Source organism: Microcoleus sp. N3A4, assembly GCF_036701805.1.
Taxonomy (GTDB): domain Bacteria; phylum Cyanobacteriota; class Cyanobacteriia; order Cyanobacteriales; family Microcoleaceae; genus Microcoleus.
This window is the reverse complement of record NZ_JAUBRJ010000019.1, coordinates 13,612-28,765: the sequence shown is the minus strand read 5'-3', so window position 1 is coordinate 28,765 and position 15,154 is coordinate 13,612. Positions and strand designations below refer to the sequence as shown.

The 15,154-nt window shown below is 49.1% G+C and carries 12 protein-coding genes; 3 read left to right on the top strand and 9 right to left on the bottom strand.

Translation table 11 applies throughout. The features are described from left to right. Window positions 1–88: 88 nt before the first annotated feature. From QUA56_RS13525 to QUA56_RS13510, 4 genes are all read right to left on the bottom strand, one after another. On the bottom strand, window positions 89–3,181 hold the full coding sequence (locus QUA56_RS13525) for a HAMP domain-containing methyl-accepting chemotaxis protein (RefSeq protein ID WP_333358321.1): 3,093 nt from the start codon (window positions 3,179–3,181) through the stop codon (window positions 89–91). Window positions 3,182–3,323: 142 nt separating this feature from the next. Then, window positions 3,324–3,857 (bottom strand): chemotaxis protein CheW, encoded by a 534-nt coding sequence (locus tag QUA56_RS13520; protein WP_333358472.1) that lies wholly within the window; start codon window positions 3,855–3,857, stop codon window positions 3,324–3,326. A gap of 680 nt (window positions 3,858–4,537) precedes the next feature. Next, a complete protein-coding gene (locus tag QUA56_RS13515; protein ID WP_333358319.1) occupies window positions 4,538–5,776 on the bottom strand; it encodes a response regulator in 1,239 nt (412 codons plus the stop codon). Between the two features lie 963 nt (window positions 5,777–6,739). Next, the gene (locus tag QUA56_RS13510; protein WP_333358317.1) at window positions 6,740–7,822 is read right to left on the bottom strand and encodes a transposase; all 1,083 of its coding nucleotides are present in this window, start codon (window positions 7,820–7,822) and stop codon (window positions 6,740–6,742) included. 412 nt (window positions 7,823–8,234) lie between these two features. Here QUA56_RS13510 and hmpF point away from each other — a divergent pair, with 412 nt between their 5' ends. Then, window positions 8,235–10,025: a pilus motility taxis protein HmpF gene (hmpF, locus tag QUA56_RS13505; RefSeq protein ID WP_333358316.1), complete on the top strand. Its 1,791-nt coding sequence runs from the start codon at window positions 8,235–8,237 to the stop codon at window positions 10,023–10,025. On the opposite strand, the gene tilS is transcribed toward hmpF, so the two are convergent. Beyond that, window positions 10,022–11,395, bottom strand: a complete 1,374-nt coding sequence (gene tilS, locus QUA56_RS13500) for a tRNA lysidine(34) synthetase TilS (RefSeq protein WP_333358470.1) — start codon at window positions 11,393–11,395, stop codon at window positions 10,022–10,024. The genes hmpF and tilS overlap by 4 nt on opposite strands. 139 nt (window positions 11,396–11,534) lie before the next feature. Further along, the gene (locus tag QUA56_RS13495) at window positions 11,535–11,960 is read right to left on the bottom strand and encodes a KGK domain-containing protein (protein WP_333358314.1); all 426 of its coding nucleotides are present in this window, start codon (window positions 11,958–11,960) and stop codon (window positions 11,535–11,537) included. On the opposite strand from QUA56_RS13495, the gene QUA56_RS13490 reads away from it, so the two are divergent. Continuing rightward, entirely contained in the window at window positions 11,946–12,266 is a 321-nt protein-coding gene (locus QUA56_RS13490; protein WP_333358313.1) for a hypothetical protein, read from the top strand. The genes QUA56_RS13495 and QUA56_RS13490 overlap by 15 nt on opposite strands. On the opposite strand, the gene ccsB is transcribed toward QUA56_RS13490, so the two are convergent. Further along, complete coding sequence (ccsB, locus tag QUA56_RS13485; protein WP_333358310.1) at window positions 12,220–13,290, bottom strand: c-type cytochrome biogenesis protein CcsB; 1,071 nt, start codon at window positions 13,288–13,290, stop codon at window positions 12,220–12,222. The two genes, QUA56_RS13490 and ccsB, sit on opposite strands and share 47 nt — an antisense overlap. 83 nt (window positions 13,291–13,373) lie before the next feature. Next, window positions 13,374–13,673 carry a hypothetical protein gene (locus QUA56_RS13480; RefSeq protein WP_333358308.1) on the bottom strand — a complete coding sequence of 100 codons (300 nt, stop codon included), beginning with the start codon at window positions 13,671–13,673 and terminating at the stop codon, window positions 13,374–13,376. A 541-nt stretch (window positions 13,674–14,214) separates the two neighbouring features. Between QUA56_RS13480 and QUA56_RS13475 the strand changes: the two genes are divergently transcribed. Then, the gene (locus QUA56_RS13475) at window positions 14,215–14,391 is read left to right on the top strand and encodes a phytanoyl-CoA dioxygenase family protein (protein ID WP_333358468.1); all 177 of its coding nucleotides are present in this window, start codon (window positions 14,215–14,217) and stop codon (window positions 14,389–14,391) included. Window positions 14,392–14,641: 250 nt separating this feature from the next. Here QUA56_RS13475 and QUA56_RS13470 read toward each other — a convergent pair whose 3' ends face one another. After that, the gene (locus QUA56_RS13470) at window positions 14,642–15,022 is read right to left on the bottom strand and encodes a hypothetical protein (protein WP_333358306.1); all 381 of its coding nucleotides are present in this window, start codon (window positions 15,020–15,022) and stop codon (window positions 14,642–14,644) included. Window positions 15,023–15,154 lie beyond the last annotated feature (132 nt).

Here is a 15,154-nt window from a genome sequence, read left to right as displayed (position 1 = left end):
TCGGCACTGCGAGGTTTCTTGCTTCGGATGATTTCCCGGACTGACTGTTGCTAAAATTGCCAAGCAAACACAGGTAATAACCGCAGAACTATTGTCTTTCTGCTGTTTCTACTCGGAATCTTTCCACCGAGGTCAAAAGGTCGCGAGCAACGCCCACCAAATTTTGCAAAGCACCCGAAACTCGCTGCGCTTCTTGGGACGTTTCCTGAGCAGTTAATTCGACAGCCTGCATCACACTGGCGACCGCGCGAGCTGTTTCGTTTTGCTCTACAGTGTCGGCAGTAATCGATCGCACTAACACGTCAATTCGATTAGTTACTTGAATGATATCTTCAAGCGATCGCTTCGCCTGTTCTGCCAATCTTGTCCCCTCAATAACCTGCTGCGTCCCTTCTTCCATCGCCGTCATTAGCGAGCCGGTTTCGCTTTGAATTTGCATCACTATCTGTTCGATTTCTTTCAAAGACTTAGCCGATCGGTCTGCCAATTGTCGCACCTCGTCTGCCACGATCGCAAAACCCCTGCCAGCTTCCCCCGCTCTCGCCGCCTCGATACTGGCGTTGAGGGCCAACAAATTCGTCCTGGAGGCGATCGTCGCAATTAAAGCCACAATCTTAGAAATTTCTTGAGAAGCTTCAGCCAATCTCTTGACTTTTCTCGTAGTTTCTGCTACTGTTTCGCGAATTTCCAAAATCCCGGCCACCGTCCGCTCCACAGCCTCACCACCTTTCAAAGCCGTTGCCGCCGCGCCCCTGGCCACTTCTTCTGCCTCTCTAGCGCTCTCTGCGACCCGCTGAATCGCGTCGGTGAGGACTTGCACCGAATTCAGCGTTGCCGCCAGTTCCTCAGCTTGCCGCAGCGCGTCAGAAGACAAATCGCCCGCAAACTTGGCACTATCCGTAGCGCCTTTGCTAACCTCCCGAGCCGCCTGCTTCACCTGATGGACAATTTCGCGCAGGTTTTGAATTGTCAAGTTAAACGAGTCAGCAACAGCGCCCAAGACATCTGCGGTCACTTCCGCAGTCACCGTCAAGTCACCCCTGGCCGCTCCTTCCACGTCGTCTAGCAAGCGAATCACTTGGCGCTGCAAGTCTTCTTTTGCCTGTTCCTGTTCGTCAGACTTGCGCCTGGTATCGCTAATCGTGGTTTGGATCACCTTCGCCATGTGGTTGAATTTAGCAGCCATTTTGCCAAATTCATCTTCCGAGTAAATCGTAGCGCGAGCGTCCAAAGTTCCTTGAGATACGGCATCGAACTGAGCTTGCAAATTGTCCGAGGACTTGCGTACCTGCTTGGCGATCAACTGGCCGATGCCCCAAGAAGTTAAAAAACTCGTAAAGCCTGCGGCTGCAGTCATTACCCAGCCTGTTTGGCGCAGGTAAACGATCGCATCGGGCTTGTCATCCCGCAATGCCTGATAGGAGGCGATGTTGGTGACGAAAGCCACAGCTATCAGAGAAACCAGTCCGGCCCCGATTGCCGTGTACAACTGTTTTGTAAACAAAGGGGCATTTTCCAAGAAAGCCAGTCCCCCCTGTTCTACTGTTACCGAGGTATCGATCGCTTCTGTTTCTGTGGGAGAAAAATTCGGCACCGACGCATCAGCCGGGCCGTTGATGCTAAATATTTCGTCATCCCGAATTGCTGAGCCATCGCTGTTGTCAAAGTCCAGGCTGCTGCCTGTCGTTCCCATCATGCCGCTGGTCGAGTTGCCGAAACTGGTGTTACCTCTAGTCAAGATCGAACTGCTGGAATCTTCTGAGATGTCAAAGTCCGGCAAATTGCCCAAATCGTCAAACTCGTCAAATTCGTCTAAAAAGTCGCTGTGTTCTTGTTGAGCTTTCCCAGTTTTTGACGACCAGCCGCTGCTGTTCTTGTCGGACGCCCCGAAAGCTGTCGCTTGTTCGTTTTCCTCGAAAGAGAAAGCATCGCTAAAAGCGTCGTCATCAAAAGCGTCTAACTCGAAGCTGTCTATAGATCCAAATGCCGGGGGTTCCGAGTCGCCGTAACCGTTGTTGTTGGTGGAGGATCGATCGACCGAATTAAATTGTCCCCGGCTCGACCTTTGACTTTGAGAGTTGGGGACAGCACCTCCCATCAACAGCGTTTCGTCTTCCGCCAAATAGTTTGACGAGTAGTCCGACCCAGTATTCGGCTGCTTGTTTTGAGGTAAAGAAGACCCGAAACCCGACGAGGGCATTGCCTCGGCAAAGGGGTCTGCCTCTTGGGCCGGAGGTACGTTCTGCCCGTAATTTTGGCTTGTCTGTGGCGGGGCTTGGTAGTCGTAGTCGGAGTTCGCCTCGAGTGCGTCTGCCAAATCGAGTGGCGCAAAAGGTTCAGCAAATTTGTGGGACGGCCCGGTGGGGGAGTCGAGTTGGTTCGAGTCGAAGGCATTCCCAACTTCTGCTGCGGCAAAACTTTGACCGTTGAGCATCTGAGTGGGAGCTTCTGAAAACAAATCTTCTGAGTCAAGTGCTGGTTTCCCAGACACTTTGCTCTCAGACCACTCAGCAGCATCAAACCCTCCCTCATCTAAGGCAAAAGGGTCTCCCAAGTCCGAGCCTCCAAACTCCTCCATGTCTAACGGCTCAGACGTATCAGCATAAGCTGCCATTCCGCCGCTGTCGCTACCAAAGGGGTTAGAATGCGAGGCTAAATCTTCGTTCGCGCCGGCGCGATTCTCGTCTTCTGGTTCCCACTCCAAGCCACCAAGGCCCAAGTCTGCCAAGTCCAAGTTTTCCTGGTCGTCTGGCGATTGACTCGCATAGGACAGGGATGGGGAATTTCCTTGAAAAAGTCCCAAATCCGGGTCTTCTAACTCTTCATCAAGAGATAAGTCTGGGTAGAATTCCAATTCAGTTTCAGCAGACAAAGCCTCGAAACTTTCGGTTTGCAGTTCTCCTGATAAAAATTTGTCTGTGTAGTTAATTCCGTTCTGAGCGTGTTCGACCAGAGTTGGGTCGTCACTCAGGCCTAGCACAACCGTGTACTGTTCTCGTGCCACCTCGTACTGTTGCAGTCCGTAGCAATAGATGTGTCCGCACAGCAGGCGAGCGCTGGGGTCTTCGGGAAAATCTTCTACTAATTGATAAACTAGGGCTGCGGCTTCTGAATAGTTGCCAGCCATGTATGCCGCTTCTGCCCGTTGGTAGTCCTGCTGAAAGTTGGTACTTGTTGCCATTTGCCGCCCTCTTTTGATTTTAGATTTTAGATTTTAGATTTTTGATTTTTATCTTGAATGTTTAGATGCGCGCCTCAAGTCGTGTGACTGTTGATGGTTAGACCCCAATCGCAAATCGCAAATCGCAAATCTAAAATCGATTTCACGCTGCCCACCGCGCAGAGCGCAGAATTTTCACTTGATCTAGCAGTCGGAGCACTTTAGTCGCTTGTGCACCTAACATCCATTCTCCCCTCAGAAATGGAATCATGCCGTCTGGTGCATTGTTCTGAGAATGCAGTTGCTCTACGTCGAGCCAGTCCATCCCCACAATTCGATCGACTGCCAGTCCCAAAATCGTGTCTTGGTCTTCCACAGCCACGATCGAGATTTCGGGTCTGTCTGTGTTCAGAGGTGTTTGGTCTCCCAGAAATTGGCCCAGGTCTGCCACCCAAATCACTCGTCCTCTCATGTTTAGCGTACCTAAAAGCAAAGAGGAAACGTTGGGGATCGGTGTCAGGCGGTCTGGGGACGGGGAGAGTACCTCTCTAATCCCTGTCGCCGGCAGTGCGAACTCGTTCCCCGAAGGAACGTAGAACCGCAGGTGCAGCTCGCCTTCGGGAGTTTCTAGTTCTTGGAATTCCGGAGCCTGATCTACCCCTAGTCCTGGTAATATAAAGTCTGGGCTGCCGCTAATCATAATTCTGACACCTGCATTTCTAGCAAATTGTTGACGTTTCCCGCCAAGCAGATCCCGATCGAAACTTCTCCCGTCAAAACTTGACACAGCCAAGGGGTGAATGGCGCGAATGCCGGAGGTACTTGGCAATAAATGCGCTCCGTCAATAATTCACTGCAATCAATAATTCGCGCGACCTTTGCTGACAAATTGGCTCAAATCGACTGCGAACAATTAATGTGGAACCCTAAATTTTCACTTTGTACTCCCACCGTCGCTAAATTGGTAAAACTCTGGGCAATTTCTGCGATGAATGCTAAACCGGTACTCGGATTAGCGACGGGTTGTTGACATGGCTGATATCGCGACAATCGTGAACGGAGTCAGTTAAGACGATTGATTGCACTCTCCGATATTGTACGGAAATGCCTAGCAATGACTGGCTCTGGGCATCGGTTTTTCGGAGCGGCTGCAAGTGGAGAACAAGTATATTATATTTGCACTTTGAGCGTGTTAGACCCGACAGGGGTCGAGAAATTGAACAGAGTTTTACCGACGCCCTCGTGCCAGGGCGCGGATTTATACATTCTAGTTTATGGTGCGATCGCCCGAAGCCCTAAGCTTTCTATCTCTGGCTGTCCCCGCGCCGCTTGTGTTGGCAGGTACAAAAAACCTCCAATCTGCCACCGATACGGAATTTATTTTTCTTCTAATTCGTCTTCTAACGAGCGGCTTAATAATCTTTTCGATAGATTAGCCAGAGGGTAGCCCGGGCCCACATATTTTTCTACCAGCATCAATAACTCGCTTTCGCCAAAAGGTTTGGTGTAGAAGTCTGTAGCTCCTGCCATGCGGGCTTTAACGCGGTCGATAAATCCGTCGATGCCCGTCAGCATGACGATCGGCGTCTGCCGGAAAGCGCTAGAATTTCGCAGCATAGCGCAAATTTCGTAGCCGTCGAGTTCCGGCATGGCGATGTCGCACAAAATTAAATCGGGTTTGAGTTGAAAAACCAAACTCAAGGCTTCGAGGGGATTGCCGATCGCAGTAGCTTCGTAACCGTGTTCGTTTAAAATTGACTCGACTGTTTTGCGAATAATTTTGTCGTCGTCAATACAGACAACTCTAGGAACCTTAGTTTCTGGAGACGACCATTCTTTTTTGTTGTTTGCCGGGGCAACAGATGGCTCGTAAAATACTTGCACCAATCCCTGCTGCACGAAGGGGTAAATCGCCTTAGCAACAGTGAGCACATCTCGGTTTAGGTAGCGCGCCATTTGGCGGATCGAAGTGTGACCGTCGGCCCAGCGTCTGAGAGTATTAAAGGTATTGACAGGCAGCGCGACTCGCAGCTCGGAGGCGTCTGAAATCACCGGGCATTGGTTGGGCGACTGAATGTGAGGGTGAAACTGCTTCCACTGCTGCACCTGTTTGACAATCTTCGCCAGCAGCGAGCTAATTTCTAAGCTGGTCAGTTGAGGAGCCAAAGCTGGGCCCATTTCAAAAGTAAAGGAACCCTGGTGCAGACTGAGCAAGTCAAATAGGGTTTCGTGGATCATGCTGTGGATGATGTTGCGCCCTTGAGCTGGGGTGAGGATGTGGTTTTCTAGCAGCGCCCACAGGTAGCCGTATTCTGGGGCATTGGTAGATGCCATATAGGGAACTTGGATTTTGTCGAGGGCGGTGTCTGCTTTGTAGCGCCGCAGGTAGTCGCGCAAGCGAAACAAACTACCCGCACTCTGGGTAGCGTAAATAATCTGACCGTTGAAGCAGAAGACATACCAGGATTGTCCTGCAAGGGAGCGCTGGGTAGGTTGAGTACCCGTGCTACTGCCGGTGGAGTTGTAGGCCTCTACGAACAGTTCTCCGGTACGCTGACCTAACTCAATCAATTGCAGGATGCTGCGGATGTCAATTTCACTCAAATTTCCCTGCATGCAGCTAAAGTGTCCTCTTTAAAACCGTTGGCGTCTGAGCTCTGAAAGACTGTGTACTGGTGCAAGTATTGACTTGAGTTTCCGTCAATAATTCACGCGCTGATGCCGGTGATTCCACAATTGGGAATTGACGAAAGGGCTCGCGGCAAGTGGCGGGCGAGTCTGTCGCGCTACCAGTTCACAAGCTGAAACCGCGAAACTCGCGGCATTCTCCAAGTGTAGAGTGTCACCTTGTATTCCTACCGTCGTCTACACTCCTAGAATCCACATCCCACAATTGTCCGGGTTCTTCGAGTGTGCCACGCTGGGATTCCCGACTGCTTCTCGTCTTGGAGGGCAAGAATTTTAACGTTTACCGTGCGCTGTTGGTTTTTTCGGTTGAGTTTTCTGTCTTAAATCCTAAAATCACGTGCATTGACACTCCCCATACATGAATGCGGGGGATTTTTGAATCTATGGGAGTCCACTGACTTTACCCTCATCAAGCTTCACTGCGGTCTGCCCGACGGCTGAATATTCACGCTGCATCACAACTTGCGCCGCTGCTAGATATCGATTAGTTTCATCAGAAAAATGGGTAGAAACCCCGTCCTTTTAGGACGGCTTTACATTTTTGATTGACTACCGCCTTGGGACTGGTTGGCTCGGTGTGCTTTTGTGTTGCACTTTCAACGGGACAATTACCGCCTCAAACTTAAGAGCCCTGTACGCATAGTATTTTGCACGGGTTGTGCCTCCCATTTCTGGGGTAATGTTAGCTTCGACAATGTTTCGAGAGCTTGTTAGACCTGCAACACTGTTGAGCGTGACCTTAGAACTGTTTAATTGCAGATGACAGAGCAGGGGACTAGCTACGCATCCACAGGGTGTCGTGACTCTCAAAACGTAGGCAATTAAGCCTTAGTCTGGTCAGTATGGCTTGCCAGATTTCTCGCGACCAAGCCCCGTGTCTTTAGACCGGGGTTACTGATACCCGCACGTTTGACACTTGCGGACAGGTTCTGACAACTCTATTTTTCCCGTATGTGTCTGACAATTTGGACAACTTTGGCTTGTTATGTTGGCTTCTACTTTGGCAAAATAGACCTCTGGCATAAACCATACATGAGCCAAAATACTAAGAAACTGTCGAAACCCGGCATCAAGAGTATGTTTGCATAGCATTCCGGCTGACATTGCTTTTAGATTCAAATCTTCGGCAAATATCATTAGAGCGCTGTCGCACAAGTGATGAGCAGTTTTGAAATGAAAATCTTTTCGAGCGTTTGAGATGGATTCGTGATGTCTGGCAATTCTAGGTTGGAGCCGTTGCGATTCTCTATAACCTCTAGTTTTAGGTTTTAATTGACGTTGCAGCGATTTCAGCTTGCGCTGTCCATCCACCAAGAATCGAGGTCTAGCCACCAACTCACTCTCAGACTTTGCCAGAAAGTGTAGCAGTCCTAAATCAATCCCAACCCCACCAGCAGAGGGAGTAGGTTGAGGAACTTCTACAAATGTTTGAAATGCGAGCGTGGCATCATAGAAGCCAGAAGCCCATTTCACAACCCTAACTTGCTTTAGTTCGCAGCCGAATGGGAATGGGCGAGATAAACGCATCTTGACCCAGCCAATTTTAGGTAGGTTTACCCTATCTGCTTTGACTGGCATTTTGTTGAGTTGTGCATACAATAATGAGCGCATCCGTTTTTTGAACCGGGGGAAGCCGCGACCTCGCTCCCACATTGCTACAAATGATGCTTCTAGGGTTCTAAGAACCTGTTGCATTATATGAGTATGCGGAATTTTGAGGTTTGGATTAGTCTCTTTTGCTGCTGCAAGCGACTTGCATTGGCTGTAGAAAGTGGGTTTAGGTGCATTAGCAGGCAAAATATATTCCTGCTTTAAACTGCAAGCATTCACACTGCACCTACGAGAATTGACCCAATCTTTGCGTTCCCGCAAAGCAAAGTTGTACGCCTTGTGGCAAATCATTAGCCATTGTTCAAAAGCTTTTGACCGGTCAGGCGTTGGGTCTAATTTGTACTCGTAGGTTAGTGTTTGCATAGGTGGATCATAGCGCTGAACAAACAAGTATGTATCTATTCAGGGCGGTTTTAAACCGCTGCCGACTGCATCCTCATACCTGAAGTCAGGGGCTTGCGTGTGGTTCTTGGCTGATTCCCCTATTCTAAGGTAGCGCGGTTCAAATCCCTAGTACGCCTGCCGATGGCGCGCGCTTGGGGCTAGATCGCGATCGGCGAGCAACTAAAGGCTGGTAAAATCAATAGAAAAAGTTTTTGACTGACTAACCTTTTTCGGCTTTAGGCTATGGTAGTCCTCGCAGTTTTGCTAGTCTTTAATTAAGCGGCATTGATACTGCTCTCCCATTCGTCCAGAAACTGGGCAGCGGCAGTGCTTTCTGCACGCTCCCCCGTGAGGCAGTGCTGTGCATGAGTGCTGCTAAAGTTGGGAAAGGATGCTATCCCCCGATCGGGCAAACGACACCAAAGAGAGGACTATTAGTGTGCTGTATCTAGCGGAAGTACAAAAACAGAGAAGCGGCTTTGGTCTCGGTGGCGGTAAGGCTGAACTGAAACTGCTAGCTTGTCAGCGGGGCGAACACAATTGGAGCGCCGTACCAGGCGATGACGTGATCCCAGTTGAGGAAGCAAATAAGTTTAACGACGGCACGCTGGTGCTGGTGGAGTTGAGCGCTAGCAAGCAAGTGCAGCGGATTCAGGAGGCCGCCCGCCAGTTGGTGAGCATTCTGCAAAATTTCTCGCGCTTGCAGGACAAGTTTAAGGATAAGGAAGAGGAAATTGAACAGTGGAAGGCTTCTCTGACGTTTTCGAGTCAGGAACTCAATCGCCGGGAAATGGAAATGCAAGCCCGCGAAGAGCAGTTGGCTCAAATGGAAGACGAATTGGAGCGGCTGGAGGCTCAGCGCTCGGAAATTGAAAATACTCGAGATGAAGCTCACCGACTGCGAGCAGAGGTCGATCGCAGCCGCATGGAAATTGAGACGGCTTGGGAACAGTTGCGGGGCGAGCAGCAGCGGGTGGCCCAGCAGCAGTCTCAGGCACCGCAGGGGGCGGTGGTTGACGAGCAGCAGATTCAGAGGATTCAGGAGTTGACGATCAAGCTGGGAGGGGCAATTTCTTCGGCTCAAGGGGTGCGGGAACAACTGAATCAGTCTTTTGGTGCGGTGGGGGCTCAGCAGGCAATTCTGGATCAGCACTGGCAGCAGTTGGAGCAAAAACGGGCAAACGCTCAACAGCAGCAAGAAGAAGTCGATCGACAAAATCAAAGCCTCCAAAACCGCTGGCAGGAGTGGTATCAATCCCAAGATGCTTTGGCGCAAGCTCGGGCGGCTCTTAAAGGGCAGCAAAGTACCCTCAGCGCTAAGCAAGAGCAGGCTCAGTCGGTGTCTTTGCAGGTGCGGGCTGTTGAGGATCTTTACCAGCAACTTTCCAGGCTCGCATCTGCTTCGGGTGCTGCGAGTACAGAGCAAGTAGATGTGTCAGCTCTGGAGAAGATGCCTGTTGAGGAGTTGCAGGGGCTGGTGCAACACCTGCAACAGGATTTGGAAAAGGTGTTCCGGTTTGTTAACGATCAAGAGGAGGAGTTGACTCTGCAGCGGGAGACAATTGAGGAGCTACAAGAGAAAATTCAAGCGGCTTCCGAGTACGATCGCATGGCTTTGGAAAATGAAATGGCAGATGAACTCGAAAGTTATCAGATGTTGAACGAAACTCTGGTGGGACAGCGCCTCCGGTTGCAGGAACGGGAAGATGTTTTGAAGCAGCATCAGGCGGTGCTGTGGCGCCGCTTGGGCACTGCCAATGCTCCTAAACAAGAGCGAGCAGATATTGATTTGGGGCCGATCGTCGGACAGCTCAATGCTCAGCGGCAGCAGCAGGCCCAAGAATTGCAAAGGCTGGAAAACGAAATTCAGCAGGTGCGGGATGCAGCATCTCAAACTGAGGCAAATGTCAACCGCCAAAATGGGGAAAGTGAGGCAAAACGCTACGAACTCAAGCAGTTAGAGCAGAATTTGTTCAACCAGAAAGGTGCTGTGGCGGAACTCTGGGGCCGGGTGAATGTTTATCAAGAAATGTTGCAGCCGGTGCAGGATAATTTGAAGGGGCTGCGCCAAAAGCTGGAAGCGGTGGCGGCGGAGCTCGATCGCGTGCAGGAGACTGGAGAGCAGCAAGAGCGGGTGGTTTCTGAGCTGCGGCAAGTGCTTTCGGGTTTGATGACAGCTTAAAATTTAATATCTAAAATTATCCAAGGGTTTTCGACTCGGGCGATCGCTCCTCCAGGAAATGGATCGGTTTGCGATCGGTTGGGGGCTGGGATTAAGCTGGTTAGTTTTTCTACGCTTTCAAAGCTGGGTGCTGAGGGCAATATTTGTTGCAGTAGCTGCCGCATTGCCCGTCGCTGCAATGCAAGGGGTGCTTCGCGCAAAATCGGGCGGCTTAACTTGACGGGAAGTTGAAAATTCACCTGCGGGCTGTCTGGAATTGGAGATATTGCTCGCTGTAGCAAGTCGCTGGCTGCAAGTTCGAGATATTCTACGTCGGCGCGGAGGAGTTCGGCTGTTTGAGCTAGCGCTTGTTGGGCTTTTGGGTTGAAATGAGTTTCTAAATAAGGCAATAATTCCGATCGAATGCGGTTGCGGGTATATTGCAAGTCTTGATTTGTGGAATCTTCCCAAATTGGTAGTTTTTGCTCTTGACAAAATTGACCTGTTTGCGATCGGGTTATTTCCAGCAAAGGACGAACTAAATAGATTTTAGATTTTAGATTTTGGATTTTCGATTGGGGATTTTCGCCGGAATTGCCCAATCTACCGATTTTAGATTTTGGATTTTGGATTTTCGATTGAGGATGTTCATCCTGATTTTCCAATCTAAAATCGGCAGATATTTGGGAGTTGGGATTTTCCCCGGAATTCCTCAATCTACCGATTTTAGATTTGAGATTTTGGATTTTCGATTGAGGATGTTCATCCTGATTTTCCAATCTAAAATCGGCAGATATTTGGGAGTTGGGATTTTCGCCGGAATTGCCCAATCTAAAATCGGCAGATATTTGGGAGTTGGGATTTTCGCCGGAATTGCCCAATCTAAAATCTAAAATCGGCAATCGAAAATCGGCGAGGGGCCGCGTCCAGGTGAGGGCTGAAAGTCCGTCGGCACCGCTGCCGCGAATCAGGTTGTAGAGGAGAGTTTCAGCGCGATCGCTGGCTGTGTGACCTGTAACAATGTAGGGGTAGTTGTGGGCGATCGCAATTTCGGTTAAAGCTTGATATCGCCACTGTCTGGCGGCTGCTTCTGTTTTGGGAATGTGCAAAGCAGTTTGCAAATAGTAAGATATTCCCCAGCTTTTAGCTAAATTTTCTACATGATTTGCGTTAGCTTCCGAGTCCGAACGCCAACGGTGATCGCAGTGAGCAATTGCTAGGTTCCAGCCCCATTTTGGCTGCAAATCTAGCAGTAATTTAATCGAGCACAGAGAATCTTGTCCCCCGGATACTGCTACTAACAATCGCTGATTTGAGGGCAATATTTGTCGCTGCAGCAGCGTCCGGTGCAGTTGAGCGTGAAGGTGCGTCCAATTGGAAGATTCAGCCATGAGGGCAGTTTTTGATTGAGAACGGGAAATCATTAGTCATTAGTATGAAGGATGCAGTTTTATTCTCCTCAACTCAAAACTCTCAACTTAAGACTCAAAACAATTTCCCTTCCCCTTTCCCTCTCCCCTAAGTAGCAGCTTAGCTCCACATTCCTAGACTGTAGGGGTGGTTGTCTGGATACCTAGAATTAGGATATTTATTACTTATTTGTGTTGATTCGCTGACTGTTAGTTCATCATTTGTATCTGTTTGCTCTGAGCTATTTTCACTGTAGTTTTGGGCGGTGTCAGATGCTTCGGGGGCGGCAGGAAGGGCTTTTTGTTCTGTTACCTCAGATTCGAGCGGGCAAAACTCCAGACGCATCCTAAGTTTGCCTTTTGTCCAGGCTTTTCCGGCACTTAACACCTCGCAATCCATGCCATCTGAGAATAATTTTTCTTCTACCAATTTTGACTGCATAATGGTCATAAATTCGCTGACTTTGAATGTACATTGATACATCAAAGCGCTGGCAGGAGCAGACAAAACATCGTCTTCTTGGAGAAATATTTGCGATTCGTCCATATCAATTGTCATTTTAATGAAGGAAGAAGGAAGAAGGAAGAAGGAAGAAGTAAGAAGGAAGAAGGAAGAAGGAAGAAGGAAGAAGGAAGAAGTAAGAAGGAAGAAGTAAGAAGGAAGAAGGAAGAGGGGAGAGGGAGTCAAGTTTTACAATCTCGCTGGTTGAGTAAGGTGGGGATTGCCCACCCTAAGACCGGAGATGATATTAATCCCTATTGTTTGATTTATACTCTTCTTCTGTGGCTGGTTGGTCGATCGGGAATTAGAAAAACCAACCGTAGGAATGTAAACCTTTGCCTAACAAATTGACGCCTAGATAGCAAATCCAAACTACCACAAAACCTGTGGCGGCTAAAATTGCTGGGCTTCTTCCCTGCCAGCCGCGCGTAATGCGGGCGTGGAGGTAGGCAGCAAACACCAACCAAGTAATTAGCGCCCAAGTTTCTTTCGGGTCCCAACTCCAGTAAGATCCCCAAGCTTCGTTAGCCCAAACTGCACCGGCAATAATGCCAACAGTCAGTAAGGGGAATCCTAAACCGATGATGCGATAGCTAATGTTATCAAGAGTTTCTGCTAGATTCAAGCGCTGGGGCGAGAGAAGTTCTGCGGTTTGAGTTTGGGCGGTTGATGGAGTTTGAACTGTTGCTAATTCGAGCACTGCGGTGGTGCCTAAACCGTTATTGTTGGAGTTGAAAGATGGTTCGCTGAAAGCTAACGCGCTGTCGGCGCTGGTTTCGATGGTTTGAGGCTCGAGGTTTTGAGGGCGTTGGATGCGGTAGTTGCCGTTGCGGTTGCTGTTGGTGCCGAAGGAACTACCGGTGAGTTCGATTTTTTGGCCGCGGGTGACGATTAAAAAGGCGATCGCCAGTAGTGCTCCTACCATTAAAGTTGAGTAACTGAGCATCATGACGCTAACGTGCATCATCAGCCAGTTTGATTTGAGGGCGGGTACTAGGGGCTCTGCTGATTGCATGGTTGCGGGCAGAGTCAGGGCTGCAAAGGCGGAAATTGCCATTGCTACGGGGGATGTTGCTACTCCTACCAAGCGGGAACGGCTCATGTTTTCCGCAACTAGGTGGATGGCGGTGATTCCCCAAACTAGGAAAAATAGGGATTCGTAGAGATTGCTAAGAGGGAAGTAGCCGGCTTCTATCCATCGAGAACCGAGTAAAGCGACGATGGAGAGGTTAGCTACGGCCATTCCGGCGGTTCCCAAGGCTGACAGGTAGGGAATGCCGGGAAATGCTGCGCCAACCCAGTAAACGAGCATTGTCGCGAACAAAACGGCAAAGGAGATGTTGTCCAGCCAGTTCTGGAGTACAACCAGATCCATAAAAATTACTCCGGTAAAGTTTTTACTTTTTTTTGCTAACTAGATCGATCGTACTGGGGTTGGGCAGTTTTGGGTTTGGGATTTTAAATTTTTGTGGCAATTCTGAGTTGTTGGCGGTTGTTGAGGTGCCCGCGGGCGATCGACCCGAAGAGGCCAATAAATACGTGAAACGCTCTCCCCCTGGACTTCATGAGTTCTGGGGCGGTATTTGGTGCATCCGCTGTTGCTGAGAGGAGGTTAAGCGTTTTATCGGGGCGGGTATTCTTCTGGCGGCGCAGAAGCTGATTGAAGATGGTGGGAGATGTTTTAGGCGATCGGGCTTTGCTTAAACTTACAGATGATTGCAGGTTGTAGATTAGTAATGGGAAACGAGGAAAATCCATGCGGAGACAACAATACCGTGATTAGAAGTCAAGCATCAGTCGGCGGTTTCTTGGACGATCTGACCCAGTTTTATGCTGAGCAATCCCTAGATAATTTAGTATAAAATACAGTTTCTTCCGTTGCCATTAGTTCCGATAGCCAGACTATCGCTGAAGGAAGTTGGAAGATAATCAGGCTGTGGCGTTTGATTAGCGTGCAACTGCTTCGCACATTTGAGGGGCATACGGTAGTTTCCTCTTTCTCCTCTAATTTTTACTCCCTGAATTATGGCGCCCGCGATTTAATTGCGAGTCAAACCTGGTTCCGCTAATTCATCTTTTTTAATCTGTTGCCACTCCAATTAGTTGAATTCACGGACAAACAATGTTTAGACAATAAAAAATGTATAAACCTTGGTTTATCCACTTCGATCGTAACTTTTAGACTTCCCGACCTCGGTGTATTGGAGCGTTGTCTTGTACGATTAATCGCTCGTCCCATCTGAGCAGCTTAAGAGAGCTTTTTGCTCCATAATTTTGAGCTAAGTTCTTCGATGAAGAAATTTGGAACGGAAACTCCCCAGAACCAATTTTGTGCAAAGCAGGAGATGTGCTGTTTTTCCGCAGTGAACTTTGGCACTCCGGCGGCAAAAATACAACAGTCGATCGAAGTCGCTATATGCTGCAAGTGCATTATTCCCACCGCGACATCGCACAGAAATTTTCGCCTCGATCGTGACAGTTCAATCCCGAAATTCTCGTTACCGTTACTGAACGGCAATTCCGGTTTTTAGGCAAACATCCTCAGTCAAATTACGGTTGAAATATATTATGAATTTTGTTTGAGGCGCGATCGACAAATAAACGGGAACTGTCATATTTTTTTTAGATTTGGAGTTTGGGATTTGAGATTATTCTCCATTCTAGCTCCCTGCGAATCTCCGAATATATCGAGCAATCCGAATCCAAAATCCCAAATCTAAAATCGCCTAAGATTGACCGTCTCGGCGGCCGAGCTCGTACACGCCGCCGCCAATACAGGCGATCGTACCCATAGATACCGCCCAACCAGTGCCCAGAGACAATTCGACGCCCCAATTGCACAATCCGCCCACAATCAAAAAGGGCAGAATGCTCAACAGCGAAGCGTAAAAGGCATTTTGAGATTCTCTCGCTTGGCGGGTTCTTTCAAACTCAGCTTCCGAGGTGTAGAGGGATCTCTCGGCAAAATTCATCCAGCGGTTGAGTTGCAGCATCACCCATTCGCTGAGGGGCGACAGACCCCAGTACAGGGCCAAAGACCACAAAGACGCACCGGCGATCGCAGTTGCATTAAGGGCAAAACTAAAGGGAAAAATTTCAGTAAGCATTGCTTGATGTGTGTTATGAATTTGAGATTTCAGACGGCATCCAAAATCTCCTAACTAACTATAGTGTCAAATTTTAACCTATCTATTATTAACACTTACAGCCCTTTAGCCTGCATTTTCTAGAGTATTTCT